The 15,836-nt window shown below is 69.7% G+C and carries 12 protein-coding genes; 5 read left to right on the top strand and 7 right to left on the bottom strand.

The genetic code is table 11. The features are described from left to right. Nucleotides 1-300 precede the first annotated feature (300 nt). A complete protein-coding gene (locus WME82_RS26760; RefSeq protein ID WP_438037610.1) occupies nucleotides 301-1,083 on the bottom strand; it encodes a hypothetical protein in 783 nt (260 codons plus the stop codon). A gap of 213 nt (nucleotides 1,084-1,296) precedes the next feature. Continuing rightward, the gene (locus WME82_RS26765) at nucleotides 1,297-2,292 is read right to left on the bottom strand and encodes a zinc-dependent alcohol dehydrogenase family protein (RefSeq protein WP_438037611.1); all 996 of its coding nucleotides are present in this window, start codon (nucleotides 2,290-2,292) and stop codon (nucleotides 1,297-1,299) included. A gap of 936 nt (nucleotides 2,293-3,228) precedes the next feature. Here WME82_RS26765 and WME82_RS26770 point away from each other — a divergent pair. The 3 genes from WME82_RS26770 to WME82_RS26780 all read left to right on the top strand — a co-directional run bounded on the left by WME82_RS26770 (nucleotide 3,229) and on the right by WME82_RS26780 (nucleotide 7,306). After that, nucleotides 3,229-3,894 carry an RNA polymerase sigma factor gene (locus WME82_RS26770; protein WP_438037612.1) on the top strand — a complete coding sequence of 222 codons (666 nt, stop codon included), beginning with the start codon at nucleotides 3,229-3,231 and terminating at the stop codon, nucleotides 3,892-3,894. A 333-nt stretch (nucleotides 3,895-4,227) separates the two neighbouring features. Continuing rightward, complete coding sequence (locus WME82_RS26775) at nucleotides 4,228-5,679, top strand: DUF1592 domain-containing protein (protein ID WP_438037613.1); 1,452 nt, start codon at nucleotides 4,228-4,230, stop codon at nucleotides 5,677-5,679. 64 nt (nucleotides 5,680-5,743) lie between these two features. Continuing rightward, the gene (locus WME82_RS26780) at nucleotides 5,744-7,306 is read left to right on the top strand and encodes a DUF1552 domain-containing protein (protein ID WP_438037614.1); all 1,563 of its coding nucleotides are present in this window, start codon (nucleotides 5,744-5,746) and stop codon (nucleotides 7,304-7,306) included. Between the two features lie 38 nt (nucleotides 7,307-7,344). Here WME82_RS26780 and WME82_RS26785 read toward each other — a convergent pair whose 3' ends face one another. Both WME82_RS26785 and WME82_RS26790 read right to left on the bottom strand, forming a co-directional pair. Then, nucleotides 7,345-7,821, bottom strand: coding sequence for a hypothetical protein (locus WME82_RS26785; RefSeq protein ID WP_437911429.1), 477 nt, complete (start codon nucleotides 7,819-7,821; stop codon nucleotides 7,345-7,347). Nucleotides 7,822-8,206: 385 nt separating this feature from the next. After that, nucleotides 8,207-8,995, bottom strand: coding sequence for an SDR family NAD(P)-dependent oxidoreductase (locus WME82_RS26790; protein WP_437739320.1), 789 nt, complete (start codon nucleotides 8,993-8,995; stop codon nucleotides 8,207-8,209). A 494-nt stretch (nucleotides 8,996-9,489) separates the two neighbouring features. Here WME82_RS26790 and WME82_RS26795 point away from each other — a divergent pair, with 494 nt between their 5' ends. Continuing rightward, nucleotides 9,490-10,878, top strand: a complete 1,389-nt coding sequence (locus tag WME82_RS26795; protein ID WP_438037615.1) for a pectate lyase — start codon at nucleotides 9,490-9,492, stop codon at nucleotides 10,876-10,878. 36 nt (nucleotides 10,879-10,914) lie between these two features. Here the strand turns inward: WME82_RS26795 and WME82_RS26800 are convergent, their stop codons facing one another. The 3 genes from WME82_RS26800 to WME82_RS26810 are packed head-to-tail and all read right to left on the bottom strand — an operon-like array spanning nucleotide 10,915 to nucleotide 13,868. Beyond that, nucleotides 10,915-11,934 (bottom strand): hypothetical protein, encoded by a 1,020-nt coding sequence (locus WME82_RS26800; protein ID WP_438037616.1) that lies wholly within the window; start codon nucleotides 11,932-11,934, stop codon nucleotides 10,915-10,917. A gap of 3 nt (nucleotides 11,935-11,937) precedes the next feature. Then, nucleotides 11,938-13,236 carry a FecR domain-containing protein gene (locus WME82_RS26805; RefSeq protein ID WP_438037617.1) on the bottom strand — a complete coding sequence of 433 codons (1,299 nt, stop codon included), beginning with the start codon at nucleotides 13,234-13,236 and terminating at the stop codon, nucleotides 11,938-11,940. Beyond that, entirely contained in the window at nucleotides 13,233-13,868 is a 636-nt protein-coding gene (locus WME82_RS26810) for an RNA polymerase sigma factor (protein ID WP_437739324.1), read from the bottom strand. The genes WME82_RS26805 and WME82_RS26810 overlap by 4 nt, the downstream gene beginning before the upstream one ends. Before the next feature lie 136 nt (nucleotides 13,869-14,004). Between WME82_RS26810 and WME82_RS26815 the strand changes: the two genes are divergently transcribed. Continuing rightward, nucleotides 14,005-15,738: a hypothetical protein gene (locus WME82_RS26815; RefSeq protein WP_438037618.1), complete on the top strand. Its 1,734-nt coding sequence runs from the start codon at nucleotides 14,005-14,007 to the stop codon at nucleotides 15,736-15,738. Nucleotides 15,739-15,836: the final 98 nt, after the last annotated feature.

A 15,836-nucleotide genomic window follows, 5' to 3' on the forward strand; every position in this document is an offset into this window, starting at 1 on the left:
ACGAAGAGCCGGCGCGCGAAGCTCCGAGCGAGGCGGCTGCGGAAGGCGACCGTCCGCACCAGGCAACATGCGGCGGGCCCCTGCGGCAATATCGGGTGCAAGCGCTGTAACCCGATCCCAGCGAACCTGGTCTCGGTTCGTCTCCTGCATCGCACGGCGCAATGAGACCGAAAGGGGCGCTCGGAGGCCGAGCGCCCCTTTCTCCTGGTGCGCCGGCGCGAGCATCGACGGAGATCACGGCGCGCCCGGCGCGTTCCCGCTGAAGGGGCTCCCCCTGGGGAGCGCCCGCCGTTGCATCCTCTACTGCAAGAAGATGGTGACCGAACCGTCGTAGGCGATCGTGCCGCTCGGGAACTGACCGGACGCGCTTCGCGCGTGATCGCGGCACTTCTCGAAGCTCCCATCGCTGCGCGGCTTGTCGCACGCGTCGCCGCAATTTCCGACGACCGTGACGACGCAGTCGTCCAGCGATGGCCCGCACACCCGCTGGATCGAGGTCTGCTCGGGTGACACGCAAGCAAAGTAAAGAGGCGGATTGGCGAAGATATTGCCATAGTATGCCCCTTCGCGCGTCGCGTACGCGGTGCGCTCCGCCGAGTCGGAGGACAGCTCGCATCTGTTCCCTCGCATCGAGATGGGGGTCGGGATCCCGAGGTAATTGACCCTGGAAAGTACGCATGCGGACACCCATGCCTTGCACGCATTGTCGCAGGAGCCGCCCGCATCGCCCCAATTCTTGTGAAGACCGATCCCGCCATCGAATCCATAGACCACGCCGTCGACATCGATATCGAAGTGTGCCCCCCTCGGCAGGGCGCAGCTCACCACGTACCTGAGCAGCTGGCGCGCGAGCGGATCCCGGAGCGCGCTCCTGGTGAGCGCGTTCGACGTCAGCGCGTTCGATGTCAGCGCGTTCGACGTCAGCGCGTTCGATGTCAGCGCGTTCGACGTCAGCGCGTTCGACGTCAGCGCGTTGTCGACGACAGCCGCCTGCTCCGCGGCGTCGACATCGTAGTCCTCCCCCTCCGGCGGGCCCACGCAAGCGGCCAGCGACGTCACCATGGCAGGACACAGAACTAGCACGCTTCGACACATCATAAACACCCCCCTTGATCATCTTATGTCCTCATGAACCTCCATGGAATTGACTTGTTGGACTAACCACGTATCCGGGCAAAGTTGGAACGAACACCAGGGCGCGCCTGAGCAACGCATCGCGGACGGCTCACCGAGCCGTCCCAGACAGCGTGGGACTCCTCCTGCCCCTGAACGGCGCGGCGCTCGGTGAGCGCTGGTTCACGGCGGCACGAGCACCGCTGCCCCGGACATGCGGCCGTTCCGCAGATCGTCGAGCGCCTCGTTGGCCGCAGCCAGCGGATAGACGTTCACCTCCGTCCGCACCGGCACCCGCGGCGCGAGCGCGAGGAACGCCTCGCCGTCGCGGCGCGTCAGGTTCGCCACCGACCGCAGCACCCGCTCGCCCCACAGGATCGAATAAGGGAACGAGGGGATGTCGCTCATGTGGATTCCCCCGCAGACCACGGCGCCGCCCTTGCGTACGGCGCGCAGCGCGGCCGGCACCAGCTCGCCGGCCGGGGCGAAGATCAGCGCCGCGTCGAGCTCCTCGGGGGGCGCGTCGAAGGAAGCGCCCGCCCACTCGGCCCCCATCGACAGCGCGAACGCGCGCGCAGCGTCGTCTCCCGGCCGGACGAACCCGAAGACGCGCCGGCCCTCGAAGCGGGCGACCTGCGCCACGAGGTGGGCGGCGGCGCCGAACCCGTAGATGCCAATCCGCTCCGCGTCCCCCGCCAGACGCAGCGTCCTGTACCCGATGAGCCCGGCGCAGAGCAGCGGCGCGGCCGAGAGGTCCGGGAAGCCGTCGGGGATCGGGAAGCAGAAGCGCGCGTCCGCGACCGCGAGCTCCGCATACCCGCCGTCGATCTGGTATCCGGTAAAGCGCGCCCGATCGCAGAGGTTTTCCCGTCCTGCGCGGCAATACGCGCACACGCCGCAGGTCCAGCCGAGCCAGGGCACGCCAACGCGCGCGCCCCTCGCGAACCGCGGCCCGTTTCCGGGCGCGGGCACCTCCTCGAGGACCTCGCCCACGATCTGGTGCCCGGGCACGAGCGGCAGCCTGGGGTCCGGCAGTTCACCGTCGACCACGTGCAGATCGGTGCGGCACACGGCGCAGGCGCGCACGCGGAGCAGCACCTCGCCGGGCCCAGGCCGCGGAGCGGGCCGATCCTCCAGCACGAGCGGGCTCTTCGGGGCTCTCAGGACGAGGGCGCGCATGGCTCCGCGCCGAGTGTATTGCGGCCCGCGCCTCCCGTCCTGCGCGTGAGCCCAGGAGATCGCCTCCCCGCGAAGAGGGTGTCGCCGTCCACGGCGGGACCGCTGTACGGGCCGGGATCTCCCACCCCTTCTCGCGGATGGTCTCGAGCATGTCCAGCCTGGCTGCCTCGTTTCGATAGCAATGCACGCCGAGCCTCGCCCCTCGGACCGGCGCTCCGGAGGAGCCCCGCCAGCCGTGCCCTCCGTCGCGCTCGAGGATACCCGCGGTCCCTCCGATAGGAGTTGACACTGCCCGTGTGAGCGTTCACAATCTGCGCCAGCGGGTATCCTTTCGCTCCCCCGCTGGAGGGGTCGCCACGCGCGCCGAGACCTTGATGTCCGATCGACGTCGGCATCGATTCGCTCGGTCGTCGCGGATGCGAGTAACGGTCAGCTCAATCAAATTGCCCGCGGCTGGAATCGCAGTCCTGGCCAGTAGCAACCTTTGTACAGCAGCGATCACAGCTGCGGTTCATGTGTTGACATAACATCGCTTTGTCAGAGATGTCTCCCTCTCGCCGCCCCTCACGCGCGGCGCTGTCATGTTGAAATCCGGGTCGTCTGAGAGGGCCATCCATGCCGCACTCTCGAGAGGTCGAGCCAGGAACGGGGGGAGATGTTCCTTGCGGATCGCAACTCCTCTCGAAGGGCGAGCTCGGAGCAGTAGATTCGGACGAGCGAGCCCCGCAAGGGGAAGGCGGCACCCTTCCGTGCATGGATAGGTTTTTGGCATCCGGGAGACTCGCATAGAATGGACTTCTACGGCGGCGACCCAAAGACCGATCCGTTCGCGTACCTCGACGCCGCCTTCGCCGCATGCGACGGCCGCCGCGTCGATCTCATCGCGGCGCGCTTGCATGCTTGTGGCTGGCCGGCCCTCGCGTGGGGTAGGGTATCTTGGCGAGCTCCGATGCTACCAGCGGCGAGGTGCAGCCCGTGACGGCCCGCGCGGCGGTCGCTCCGTCGACGCCCCCGCCCGCCGACGCGGTGCGCGCCGTCCCCGCGGCCGGCGCGCAGGCCGCGCCGCTCGACTTCGCCGAGGTGTACGAGGAGCTCTTTCCCTTGGTCTTTCGGACCGTGCGCCGCCTCGTCGTGGACGCCTCCGCGCACGAGGACGTGTGTCAGGAGGTGTTCGCCGTCGTGCACCGGCGGCTACCGGAGTTCCGGGGCCGCTCGTCGCTGAAGACGTGGGTTTTCGGGATCGTGGTCAACGTCGTGCAGGCGCACCGGAGGTCGCAGCGCCGCCAGAGCCCGGCCCACCGCGGGACAGGAGAGATCGTGGATCCCGAGCAGCTCGCGGGGCCGAGCGACCTCAGCCCCTACGAGGCCATGAAGAGGGCGGAGGCCGCGCGCGTGGTGCACGACCTCCTGGCGTCGCTCGACGAGGAGAAGCGCGTGGTGCTGCTCCTCGCCGAGCTGGAAGAACTTCCGGCGTCGGAGATCGCGCAGGGGATCGGGGTGAACATCAACACCGTGTATGCGCGGCTGAGGGCCGCTCGACAGGCGTTCTCCGACGCGGTGCAGCGCCACCACGCCAGGATCCGAGGAGGCCGCCATGGATGAGCCGGGGGCTGGCGAGCAGGCGCTCGCCCGACGCCGCTCGCCGCCAACCCTGGATTCATACGACCTACCGCGATCTTCACGGCCATGCCCGGACCCGGTCGATTTGATCACGAAAATCGCGGGCTCCGGTCACAAGACGAGACCTGCCGATTTCACACGCGGGAGCCGACAATGATATTCACACTGGACCGAGTGTTCAAGAGTCCCTGGATCGCTGCCGGGGGATGCCTCCTGAGCATCTCGTGCACTGGCACCCTCGGGGACGATAGCTCTCCGGAGCAGACTCCGGAGCAGGACGCCGCCATCGCCATAGACGGGATGCCTCTGCACCACATGACAGCGTCGGAGTACAACTCCACCGTCGCCCACCTCCTGGGGACGAACCTGAGGCCCGCAGACGGCTTCCCGGCCTTCGGCGCGAAGGGCTTCGACGCGAACGTGAGCGCGCTCTCGAACCTCTCGCAGGTCCTGGTGCAGGGGTATTACGACGCCGCCAGGACGCTCGCCGAAGACGCGTTCTCGGACGAGGCGCAGCGCGCCAAGATCCTCGTGTGCGACCCGGCAGAGGGCGCGGACGACGGGTGCGCGCGCGAGATCATCGAGCGCTTCGGGCTGCGCGCGTTCCGGCGCCCGCTCGACGCGGCGGAGGTCGACCGGTACGCGGCGCAGTACGACGACGCGCGGACCGCCCTCGAGATGTCCCCCGTCGAGGCGGTGCAGCACGTCGTCCGGACCGTGCTCACGTCGCCGCATTTCCTCCTCCGGATCGAGCTGGGCCCCGACTCGGCGAGATCGCCGGGCGCCCTCAATGGTTACGAGGTCGCGTCGCGCCTCTCGTACCTGCTCTGGAGCTCGCTCCCGGACGAGGATCTCTTCGACGCGGCGGAGGACGATCTGCTGGCCACCGAGGACGAGCTCGAGCAGCAGGTGGACCGCATGCTGGCCGACCCGAAGAGCGCCGCCTTCTTCCAGAACTTCTACGGCCAGTGGCTCGGCACGCGCACGCTCCCCAGCCACAACGCCGACACGACCCAGTTCCCGAGCTGGAACGATGAGATGAAGGGCGCGATGCTCGACCAGGTCAACGACTACTTCGCCAGCTTCACGACCGGCGGGCGGCCGTGGTCCGAGTTCCTCACGGCGCCCCACCCGGAGAGCCGGCTGATCGAGCCGCTCTATGCCAACGACCCCGAGGGCGTGCGCGAGGGGTTCCTCACGATCCCAGCGTTCCTGACGCTGTCGTCCCGCGCCGACCGGACCTCTCCCACGTCCCGCGCGAAGACGATCCTGGAGCAGCTCTTCTGCGCGCCCATGGTGCCGCCCGCCAACGTGGATATCCCGGAGCTCGGCGCCGCGGACGGGGAGGCGGGCGGCGTCACCAACGTGCGCAAGGAGCTCGAGAAGCACCGCGCGTCGCCCGACTGCGCGGGCTGCCACGACGTGCTCGACCCGATCGGGCTGAGCCTGGAGAACTTCGACCCGATCGGCGCCTACCGGACCCAGTACCCGAACGGCGACCCGATCGACGCGACGGGGGTGTACGAGGGCGCGGCGTTCGAGGACATCTCCGGCCTCGTGCCGGCGCTCGTCGAGGCCGCCCGGTCGGGGACCTGCCCCTCCGAGCAGCTCTTCAGCTATGCCCTGCGCCGGCGCCCGAGCGCCGGGGACAGGACCAGGATCAAGGAGATCGCCGCGCGCTGGGGCGGCGGCACGATCGCGGATCTGGTGAAGCAGGTGGTGACCAGCGAGGCGTTCCGCCTTCGAGCGAAGGACAAGGCGCGGTGAGGCCACTCGCGTTGTTTCTGCACAAGACGAGGCACGAAGGAGCGATGCGCACATGAAACGCTTGATGACACGCAGAAATTTGTTGCGCGGCGCGGGCGTCTGCCTGGCGCTGCCGTTTCTCGAGAGCCTCGCGCCGCGCAGCGCGCGCGGCGGGGAGCCCGGCACCCCGAAGCGCTTCGTGCTCTGCACCTTCCCGAACGGGGCGCCCCATCACTGGTGGGAGACGGCCCCGGCGTTCGGAAAGACGCTGAAGGGCGCCGATTTCAAGCTGCCGAGGGTGCTCGAGCACTTCGCGCCGGTGAAGTCGAAGATGCTCATGATAAGCCGCCTCGGCAACTACACGTGGAGCACGGAGCAGCACCCCTACATCGAGCCTTCCCACTCGCGCCTCGGCGCGGCGCTCTCGACCTGCGTGGACGCCGATCAGCTGGGGAGGGAGGCGCGCCAGGACCTCGGCGAGTGGGTGGGCAACGGCGTCTCGGTCGACCAGCTCATCGTCCAGAAGGCAGGCCCGGAGCAGGCGACCCGCATCCCGTCGCTGCAGACGGGGCTCGGCGTCAAGCCCGGCTTCTTCGACCAGCGCAGCTACGCCTACAATCAGGTCCTCTCCTGGAAGAGCCCGCGCGAGCCGCTGAAGCGCTCGGTCAACCCGAAGGCGGTGTTCGACGCGCTCGTCGGCGCGGGCGCGTTGGGGTCCGTTCCAGGGCAGAGCGACGAGGAGGCCAGGATCGAGGCGGAGCGCCGCGCGGCGACCGAGAAGAGCGTCATCGACGGCGTGCTGGCGGACGCGAACTCGCTCATGAACCGGGTCGGCTCCGACGATCGCAAGATCGTCCAGCAGTACCTGGACTCGCTGCGCGAGATCGAGAAGAACGCGACCCGCGTCCAGTCGACGATGACCCCGCAGACGGGCCTGGGCTGCAACCCGATCAGCCAGCCCGGCGTGGTCCCCGAGCCGCCGGGCCAGGCGGAGGGGCTCAACGAGAACGACAACACGGGAGCCGGCCCGTACAAGCACGAAGATCACGCGAAGGTCATGATCGACCTCATCGTCATGGCCATTCAATGCGACGTGACGCGCGTGATCACCCACATGCACGACGACATGCGCTCCGAGTTCGAGTATCGGTGCATCCCGGAGGACGTCCGCGCCAAGGTGGGACTCGCGTACAGGAGAGAGGCCAGCCTGCACTACCACTCCTCCCAGCACGCCGCCGGCAACCTCGACCGCGCGACCCAGGACGGCCAGTACAAGATCATCGCGCAGAGCAACCTCGACTACGCGGCGATCAACTGCTGGCTCAACCAGAAGAGCGCGCAGCTCGCGCAGCGGCTCGACGCGATCCCCGAGGGCGACGGCACGGTGCTCGATCACTGCGTCATGGTGCACATGAGCGAGATGCGGTCGCACGACCACGACGGGTACGACCTGCCCATCGTGCTCCTCGGCGGCGACGGCGTCTTCTTGAACGACGCGCACATCGCCTACGGCGCCCTCGGCAGCGATCGCCAGCTCCGCGATCTCTGGTTCACCATCATGAACCAGTACTACGGCCTGGGCGTCTCGTCGTTCGGCGAGGATCGCCGCGGCGTGCCGAACGCGCTCCTCGAGGAGATCCTGCGGTAGCCGAGCCCGCAGGATCGCGTCGCTGACTGTCGAGCAGGCTAGAGCCGCGCGCCCCTCGCGAACATCGCGAGGATCTCCGCCCCGTCCCCCGCCACCGTGACGTACGCCCCCTCGACGCCGAGCACGTCGCCCTTCTGCGCGAGCGCCTGCACGGCGCTCGCCGCCTTCTGGAGCTGCACGCCCACCGCGCCGCCTCCGATCCGCACCGGCATCCCGCGCTTGAGCTCGATCACGTAGGATCGCCGCCGCGCCGCCCAGGGGCTCGACATGTCGACGGCCAGGAAGTCGCCGCAGGAGGCGCGCTGGTTGGAGCGGAAGAGCCAGAGCTCGGTCCGGCGGAACATGAGCTCGCGCGCGAACTCATCCTCATCGGCCTTGAACGCGAACGCATGGAAGGCAAAGGCGGCGTCGGCCTGAGACGGCCGGACGGCCCTTTGCACCAGCTCGCAGAAGAGGTCTCGTCGCGCGACGGCGCGACGGGTGAGCTTGATGGAAAGCGGAAGACGGGGCGCCATGACGCACGCTCTCCGGGCGGCGCTCGGCTCGTACGAGCGTCGCCCGATGGCTGGAGGTCGAAGGTCGAACACACGCCGCCCCGCCGCCGCGAGGCGAGCGGAGAACGGACGGCGACGGGGCGCCGGAGCGCGAGCAACGCGGGCAGCGGGGAGAACCCGCCCGGCGGAAGCGACCGCGTTGCTACCGGAAGACCTTCATGGCGCTACCTCTGCGAGGTCGAAGATACACGATCGCCCGAGCCGCGCCAGGGCGATCGGGGCAGCGTCGCTCGGTTCGTACGGTTCGCACGGTTCGTACGGTTCGCACGTATTGCTCGTATCCGTCGTGCGCGCGAGGCGCCCCTCCGCACATGACTCTCGGACCGCAGATCCTCCGCGCTCGCTCCTACGGCCCATAACCAGGCAGCAGATGAGCCCGCGCCGACGCAGCGACCCGCGCCTCGAGGAAGGCCGGAAAGAGCCCGGCGAGCCGCAAGAGAAGCCGATAGACGGGGCTCCCCGCATATTGCCGGGGCGCCCGATCGACGGCGCGGAGCAGCTCCTTCGCCGTGTACTCGACAGGCAAGCTCACCACGCCGTCGAAGCGGGTGGCGCGGCCGCACGCCGTGTCGGTGTGGGGCGCCACGAACACGACGACCTTGATGCCGAAGCGGCCCACCTCGCCTCGGAGCGCGTGCGACCACGCGCCGAGCGCCGCCTTCGTCGCCGAATAATTGGCCGCCGTCGGCGAAGCGATGACCCCGAGCAACGACGAGACGTTCACGATGACGCCCGAGCGGCGCACCAGCATCGACGGCAGCAGCGCGCGCGTCACCCGCACCGCACCCCAGTAATTGAGATCCATCTCGGCGCGTCGCGTGCTCATGTCCTGCGCCATGAAATCCGTCTGGTCGCAGGAACCTGCGTTGTTGATCACGACGTCGCACGGCCCCGCCTCGAGGAGCCGCGCGATCCCGCGCTCGACGCTCCCGTCGTCCGTGACATCCATGGGGACGACCTCGGCCCGCCCGCCCGCGCCAGCGATCTCACGGGCGAGCGACCTCAGCGCGTGCTCGTCGCGCGCGGCGAGCACCACCGTGTGTCCCTGCTCGCCGAGCGCGAGCGCGGCCGCGCGTCCGATCCCGCGCGACGCGCCGGTGACCAGGATTCGTTTGGAAGTGCTCAGTGTGCCCATGGTGTCCCCTACCATCCTCTCCAAGGTGGACCGGGCCGTCCGGTCACCAAACACCGTACGGCGGGTGCGACCTGCGCCGCATCTCCGGGGCTGCGGATGAGTTCTCCTGGCTTGCTGTGGGCTCTTTGCGGAAGTTCATCAAGGAGGACGGCGGCGTTGCGTAGGCAAGCCGACGACCGCGATGAGGACGTCCAGCCTGGCTTTCCAGCAGATCGAGGACCGTTCTCTCGCTTGCTCCGCACCAGCGATCGAGCTGTCATCATGCCGCTCGTCGGCGGCGTCGCGCGCGACCCGGCACGCCATCCCGCGCCGCGGGTGACGATTTCTGAAAGGTGAGCAGGGGCTGGATCAACTCCGGGCACATGAAGACCTGGGCGCGATGCCCGCCAGGCCGGGCGAGCATCTCTTGGCTGTCACTTTGTGCTCTGGGTGCGGCCGCGTGGGCGTGTTCTGGGGCCCCGCACGACGGCTCCGGGGGCGGCGGAGCTCCCTCGATGGATCCTGTTGGCACGGGCGGAGAGGCGCCGGGCGGAGAGGCATCGGGCAGCGACGCCGTCTCCGGGGTGACGACGGGAGCTGGAGGGACCGGCGGTGCGCCAAGCCCGGGCGCGGGCGGCGGCGCACCGAGCGCGGGCGTGGGCGGCGGCCCTGGGACGGGCGGGTCGGGCGCCGTCGAGTTCGGGGCCTTCCCCGGCGCCGAGGGATTCGGGCGGATGGCCACCGGCGCGCGCGGCGGCGACATCTACCATGTCACCAACCTGAACGATGCGGGGCCCGGCTCCCTGCGGGATGCCATCAGCCAGCCGAATCGCACCGTGGTCTTCGACGTCGGCGGCGTCATCAAGATCGACTCCCGCCTGGTGTTCAAGAATAACCAGACGATCGCCGGGCAAACCGCGCCGGGCGGGGGCATCACCGTCTACGGGAACGGCACCTCCTTCTCCGGCGCCTCGAACACGATCGTTCGCTACGTGCGGTTTCGTATGGGCAAGATCGGCGACTCCGGCAAGGACACCGTCACCATGGCCAACGGGCACGACGTGATCTGGGACCATTGCTCGCTGAGCTGGGGGCGCGACGGCACCTTCGATCTGAACCGGGAGAGCGGGGCGGAGCTCTACAACATCACGCTTCAAGATTCGATCGTCGCACAGGGGCTCCAGACCCACAGCACGGGCGGCATCGTCAACACGACCGGCACGTCGATCATCCGGTCCTTGTACATCGACAACAATTCCCGTAACCCCAAGGCCCGCGGGACGCTGCAGTTCGTCAACAACGTCGTCTACAACTGGGTCACCTCGGGGTACATCCTGGGTGATACGAGCGGTCGCTCGGACGGGGTGATGGTCGGCAACACGCTGATCCCCGGCCCGGAGACGAAAGGCGGCACCCTGGACAGCCCAACGCCCGAGTACCACCTCTATGCCGTCGACAACTGGTACGACAGCAACAAGGACGGTGTCCTGAACGGCCGCCTGCTCGGCCAGGGGGACTTCGGCTCGGTGACCTGGGAGGCGGCGCCGAGCGTCGAGGTTCCCGACGTGCCCGCGATGAGCGCAGAGGACGCCTTCGACCACGTGATGAAGCGCGCCGGGGCGTCTCTCTGGCGTGACCCGGTCGACGACTTCTTGATGGAAGAGCTCGCGTCCCTCGGGGCCGAGGGCGCCACGATCAGCGACGAGAAGAGCCTCGGCCTCCCCAACACCGTTGGAGACATCCCGGGGGGCTCTGCGCCCGCGGACACGGATCAGGACGGGATGCCCGATGCGTGGGAGGTCTCCGCCTCGCTCGATCCTCACGACCCGGAGGATCGCAATGGCGACCGCAACGGGGACGGCTGGACGAACCTCGAGGAGTACATCAACTCCCTTGTCCCGTGACGCCTCGAGGACGCGCGCGCGCCTCGCCATGCTCCCTCAGAACGAGACCCCCAGGCTGAGCGTGCCCAGGGCTTGAGCGATGAGCGGAGCGGCGCGCTCCTCATCGACGGCGATGATGGGGCGCGGCAGGAGCGTGAGACAGGTGAGCTCGAGACCGAGGCCCACGCTCGGATGAAAGAAGTACTGGACGCTCAGCCCTGCGTCCGCGGCGAAGCTGAAGAACTCCTCGCTGCGCCCCACGAGCGGCGGCTCGACATGGCCGGTGGCCTGGAGGTGGTAGGCGCCGATGCCAAGGAGCGGCCCCCATTCCCAGTGAAGACCGGCACCTGTTTGCCCGAGGTTCCAGCTGGCCCGGAGGAGCGCGAGCTCCTGGCGCACCCGGGCGGCCCCGCTTGCTGCGCGGAACTCGGCGCCAAAGAGGGGACCACCGAGGAGCAGGCCGAGACGGAAGCGCTCGTCGAGGCGGGTGTGCGCGCCGATCTGCGCGCCGACGCCGCCGCCCACCGGAGGCGTGAAGAGGACGAGCCCTCCCGTGCGCACGTGAAAGCGGGGCGGCTCCCGGGAGAAGCGGAGCACCTCGGGGGCGGGCGGCTGGGCCTCGACGCCGAGCACGTCCCGAGCGGGAGCCTGGCCCGGGCCCAGCTCGAGGAGGCTTGCGCGCAGGAGATCGACGGCGCGCACCGCGAGGAGCATCGGGCCATCGCTGGAGGGATCGATGAGGAGCTTTCGCGTGGTCGTCTTGCCGGTCACGCGATCCACGATGCACACCTCGGCGGCCGTGCCGCTTCCGTCGCGCCGCAGCGCGACAGCCGCAAAGGCCTCGCTCTCCTGCGCCTCTCGCTCGAGCTCCTCGGCCCCGGGCGATCGCGCGGCGCTCCCGAGCACGATGACCTCGAAGGACTGCAGCTCCAGCTCGGCAGAGAGCCGCCCGAAGGCCTCGAAGAGCGTGGCGTCGCGCGGGTCCGGTCGGACGACGAGCACGCGCTGCGCCCACGCCGCTCGAGGGCAGACGAGCAGCAGGAGCAGGACGAGGAGCGTTCGCGCCCGCCGGACCATGGATCAGGGCTGAGCGGCGAGCTGTCGAGCCGTCTTGGCGTGGACCCCGCTCGGATAGAGGCGCAGGTAGTCTTGCGCCACCACGCGCGCGGCGGCCGGTCCTTCGAGGCTCTGGACCGCGCGCATCTTCCCCGCGAGCGCTTCGGCGGCAAAGGCGCCGCCCGGCGCCTCGCGGAGGGCCGTCTCGTACCAGGTCCTGGCGCGCGCGGCGGCGCCGCGGCTCTCGTGAAGGCGCCCGAGCAAGAAGGCTGCACGGCTCCCCGCGGTCGATGCGTAGCGCGCGCGCAGGGCAAGCAGCGCCTGCTCGGCGAGCTCGTTCTGCCCCACGTAGCGAGCGGCGTCGGCCAGGGCGTTCAAGTCGGCGGCATCACAGGAGGTGAGACAGTTCTGGGTGCCCCGCGCCTCGGCCTCCTGGACGACGCGCCGGAACTCGCCCTGGGAAACGAGCTTGCTCCAGGGGGGTCTGGTGCTCGGCGAGGCGACCAGGGGCGCCGGGGTCTCAGCGGAGCTCGGCGCCGGGGGAGCAGCGGGCTCCGGCGCCGGCGCTGCGATCTCGGCGAGCTGTCCCTGCGCCGCGGGAGGCGCGGGCTCGGAGCCTTGCGCCGCCGTGTCGGGGCCCTGCGCCGCCGTGTCGGGGGCTCGAGCCGTCGTGTCGCTGACGTGCAGGGTCCTCGCCTGAGCGTCCCCCACGAAGCGCTGCCCCGCGCGCACGCTCACGGCGCCAGAGCCGGAGTAGCCCTCCACCTCGACCGCCCCCTCGCGCAGGATCACCTCGAGCCGCTCGCGGTCAGCGTCCCACAGGAGCTCGAAGCGCGTGCCCACCACGCGGACCACGAAGGGACCCGCGACGAAGCGCCAATCGCTGTGCCCGGTGTGCGTGACCTCGGCTTCGACCCGGCCGCGTTCGACCGAGATGCGGGCGCCACGCTCGTTCTTGGTCTCGTCGATACGAAGCCGCGTCCCTGCCGCGGCCCGGATCCGCGTTTGATCGGAGAACGTGATGGCGGCCGGGTGATCGACGGGTGCGCGCACATAGCCGCTCTCGTTCACCGCGCCCTCGACGACGTAATCGAGACCTCGCTCCGTTCGCCAGAGGAAGAAAACGACCATCAGCACGCTCGCGGCGAAGGCGAGCGGAGCCGCCCAGCGAACGACCACCCGCGTCTTGCTCACGCGAGCCTGCTCCTCGTCGACGCGGCGCAGGAAGGCGGCGCGCGCCTCGCGGCGCTCCGTCTCGCTCAGCTGAGCGGCGCGCTGCAGGAGGGCTGCGACGGGATCGAGCTGTCGTTCGGGTTCGCTCATGGCCAAAATCCTTCACACCGGGACAGGAACTCCTGGAGCGCTGGCTCGCGCGCCTTGAGCAAGAACGCGCGCGCGCTCTCGAGCTCACGGCGCACCGTCGACTCGGACACGCCGAGCGCCGCGGCGGTCTCGAGCATCTCGAGGCCTTGCACGTGGCGCAGCACGAAGGCCATGCGCCGGCGCGTGCTCAGCTTGTCGAGCACACGGTGGAGGGCGCTGAGCACCTCGCGATGCTCGAAGTCGACGCGCTCGAGGGCGCGCTCGGGGAGCTCGCCGCTCGGGGAAAGGCCCACCCAGCGGCGTATCTTGCGCTTCCGGATCTCGAGCGCTGCCTGCCGCGCCGCCATCGACGCGAGATAGCCACGGAGAGCCCCCCCGTCCTGGATGCGCGCGGCCCCCTGGATCAGCCCCAGGAAGACCTCCTGGACCAGATCTTCGAGGCTCGTATCGGGACCGAGGGCGCCATACAGCACACCTCGCACGAGACCCGAATACCTGTCCCAGATGACGGCGAGGGCCTCCCGCTCTCCAGCGGCGGCGCCAGCGACCAAGCTCGCGTCCGACCGCTTGTCGGCGGGGAAGCGGGCCAAGGTGGGTCCGGGCGGCGGGGCAGAGCGCGTGGGTTGAGCCACTCTCTCCTAGTTACTTGGGGGCGTCGCGAGCCTCCAGAAAAATTCGCCCGCCGCCAGGACGCTGGATCGGAGCAGGCGACTCGGAGCATTTGGGTTGCGCTCTCGGGCGTCGCCCCGCAGCTTTGCCCTGGTCGCCATGCGCCTCTCCTGCCGCACCTGGCTCCCCCGAGTCGCCGCGCTCTCGGCCTTGGCCTGGGGGCTCTCCTGTGAGGATCAGCTCATCCAGACGGCCACCCGCGCCCCGGGGAACGCGGGTGTCGGCGGCGGCTCTCCTACCCTCACGGAGCTCGCCTGCGACGGCGAGCCGCCCGCGGCGGAGCTCCCTCCGGGGGCCGCCTTCGGAGAGGGAGAGGAGCTCGCGAGTTCGCCGCTCGTCAGCGCGAGCTACGGCGCGCTCGAGGGCCCCGGTCTCTCCATCACGGGGCGCGATACCTTCCGCGTCCACGTCAACGGGGATCTCATCGCCGCGAGCGAGTCGGCGCGCGCTCCGATCTTCGTGCCCCTCTCCTTGCTTCCGGGAGAGAACGTGATCGCCGTGAGCGTTCATGCCGCAGCGGGGACCCCCGCGGCGCTCGTCCACCTCGACGAGCTCGAGCGCAGCCATGGGAGCGGCAGCGACTGGAAGCTGAGCACCGCGCCGGAAGGAGACTGGACCGCGCCCGGCTACGACGACAGCGGCTGGGCGGCGGCCCGCGAGCTGGGGAGCGCTGGAGATCTGCCGGGCTGCGATCCCGAGGCGGCCTTCCCCGCGAGCACGGAGGCTCGCTGGATCGGGCCCGCGCCGGGGGCGCGGGGGCCCATCGCCCTCCGCAAGGTGATACGGGTCGAGGCGATCGGCTTTGGCGAGGGCGCCACGGGGGGCGCGGGGGCGACGCCCGTGCTGGTCTCGAGCTGGACCGAGCTCGAGACGCTCGCCCGCTCGGACGAGCCGGCCGTGATCTTGCTCGCCGAAGGCCTCTACGACTTCCGCCGCACAGGCTCGGAGATCCAGGACATCGAGGTCTGTCCCAGCACCTGCTCGGAGGAGCCGGAGAAGACGTTCTATGAGGTCCTCACCGGGGATGCGACCTGCGAGCGTCCGCTCGTCGGGGCGACGCGGAACCATCGCGTCGTCCAGTTCGGTTCCAACAAGACCCTCGTCGGGCTCGGGCGCGGCGCGGCGCTGCCGGGCGTGAACATGGATCTCAACCAGAGCGAGAACGTGATCATCCGCAACCTCGCCCTCTACGATCTGAACTCGAACGTGCACGAAGCGGGCGACGCGTTCACGCTGACGCAAGCCTCCAGGGTCTGGATCGATCACACGACCGTCCAACGGATCAGCGACGCCTTCGCCGACGTCCACGCGGGCACGAGCGGGGTCACCTTCTCCTACGGCCACTTCGACGGCAGCAACGAGGCCGAGTGCGGCGGCCGCGAGCGCTGGGCCTGCACGATCACCGACGCCGAGGTGACGATACACCACTGTCGCTTCGATGAAGTGAGGACGCGCGCCCCCCTCGCCACCGGATCCCGAGCGCGCGCCCACCTCTTCAACAATGTGTTCTCGAACATCTCGGACTGGGCGGTCGGCGCCGCCTGTGAGGGGCAGGTGCTGCTCGAGGCGAGCGTGTTCGAGAACGCCGACGCGGCGACGCGGCGCTCGGACTGCAGCGACGCGACGGGCCGGGGACTCCTCCTGGCCGTCCCTGGCTCGAACCTCTACCGCGACGAGAGCGGCGTTCACCTGGGCGGAGACGGGGAGCCAGCGGATGACGTCTTCAAGCCCCCCTACGACTACGCGCCCGAGCGGGCGAGCGACGCGTTGCCCCAGGTGATCTCTCGCGCCGGCGCCGGAGGGCCCTGGGCCCTGCCGCTCGCACGCGAGTAGTCGGCGTGCACGTGGCGTGCGACTGAGTCGACCGAGCCTGGAGCACCGCGGATCCCTCGCCGCTTTCATGACGGGCATCGAGCTCGTGCTCGCCGGCG

Source organism: Sorangium sp. So ce128 (genome assembly GCF_051525245.1).
GTDB classification, from domain to species: domain Bacteria; phylum Myxococcota_A; class Polyangia; order Polyangiales; family Polyangiaceae; genus Sorangium; species Sorangium cellulosum_B.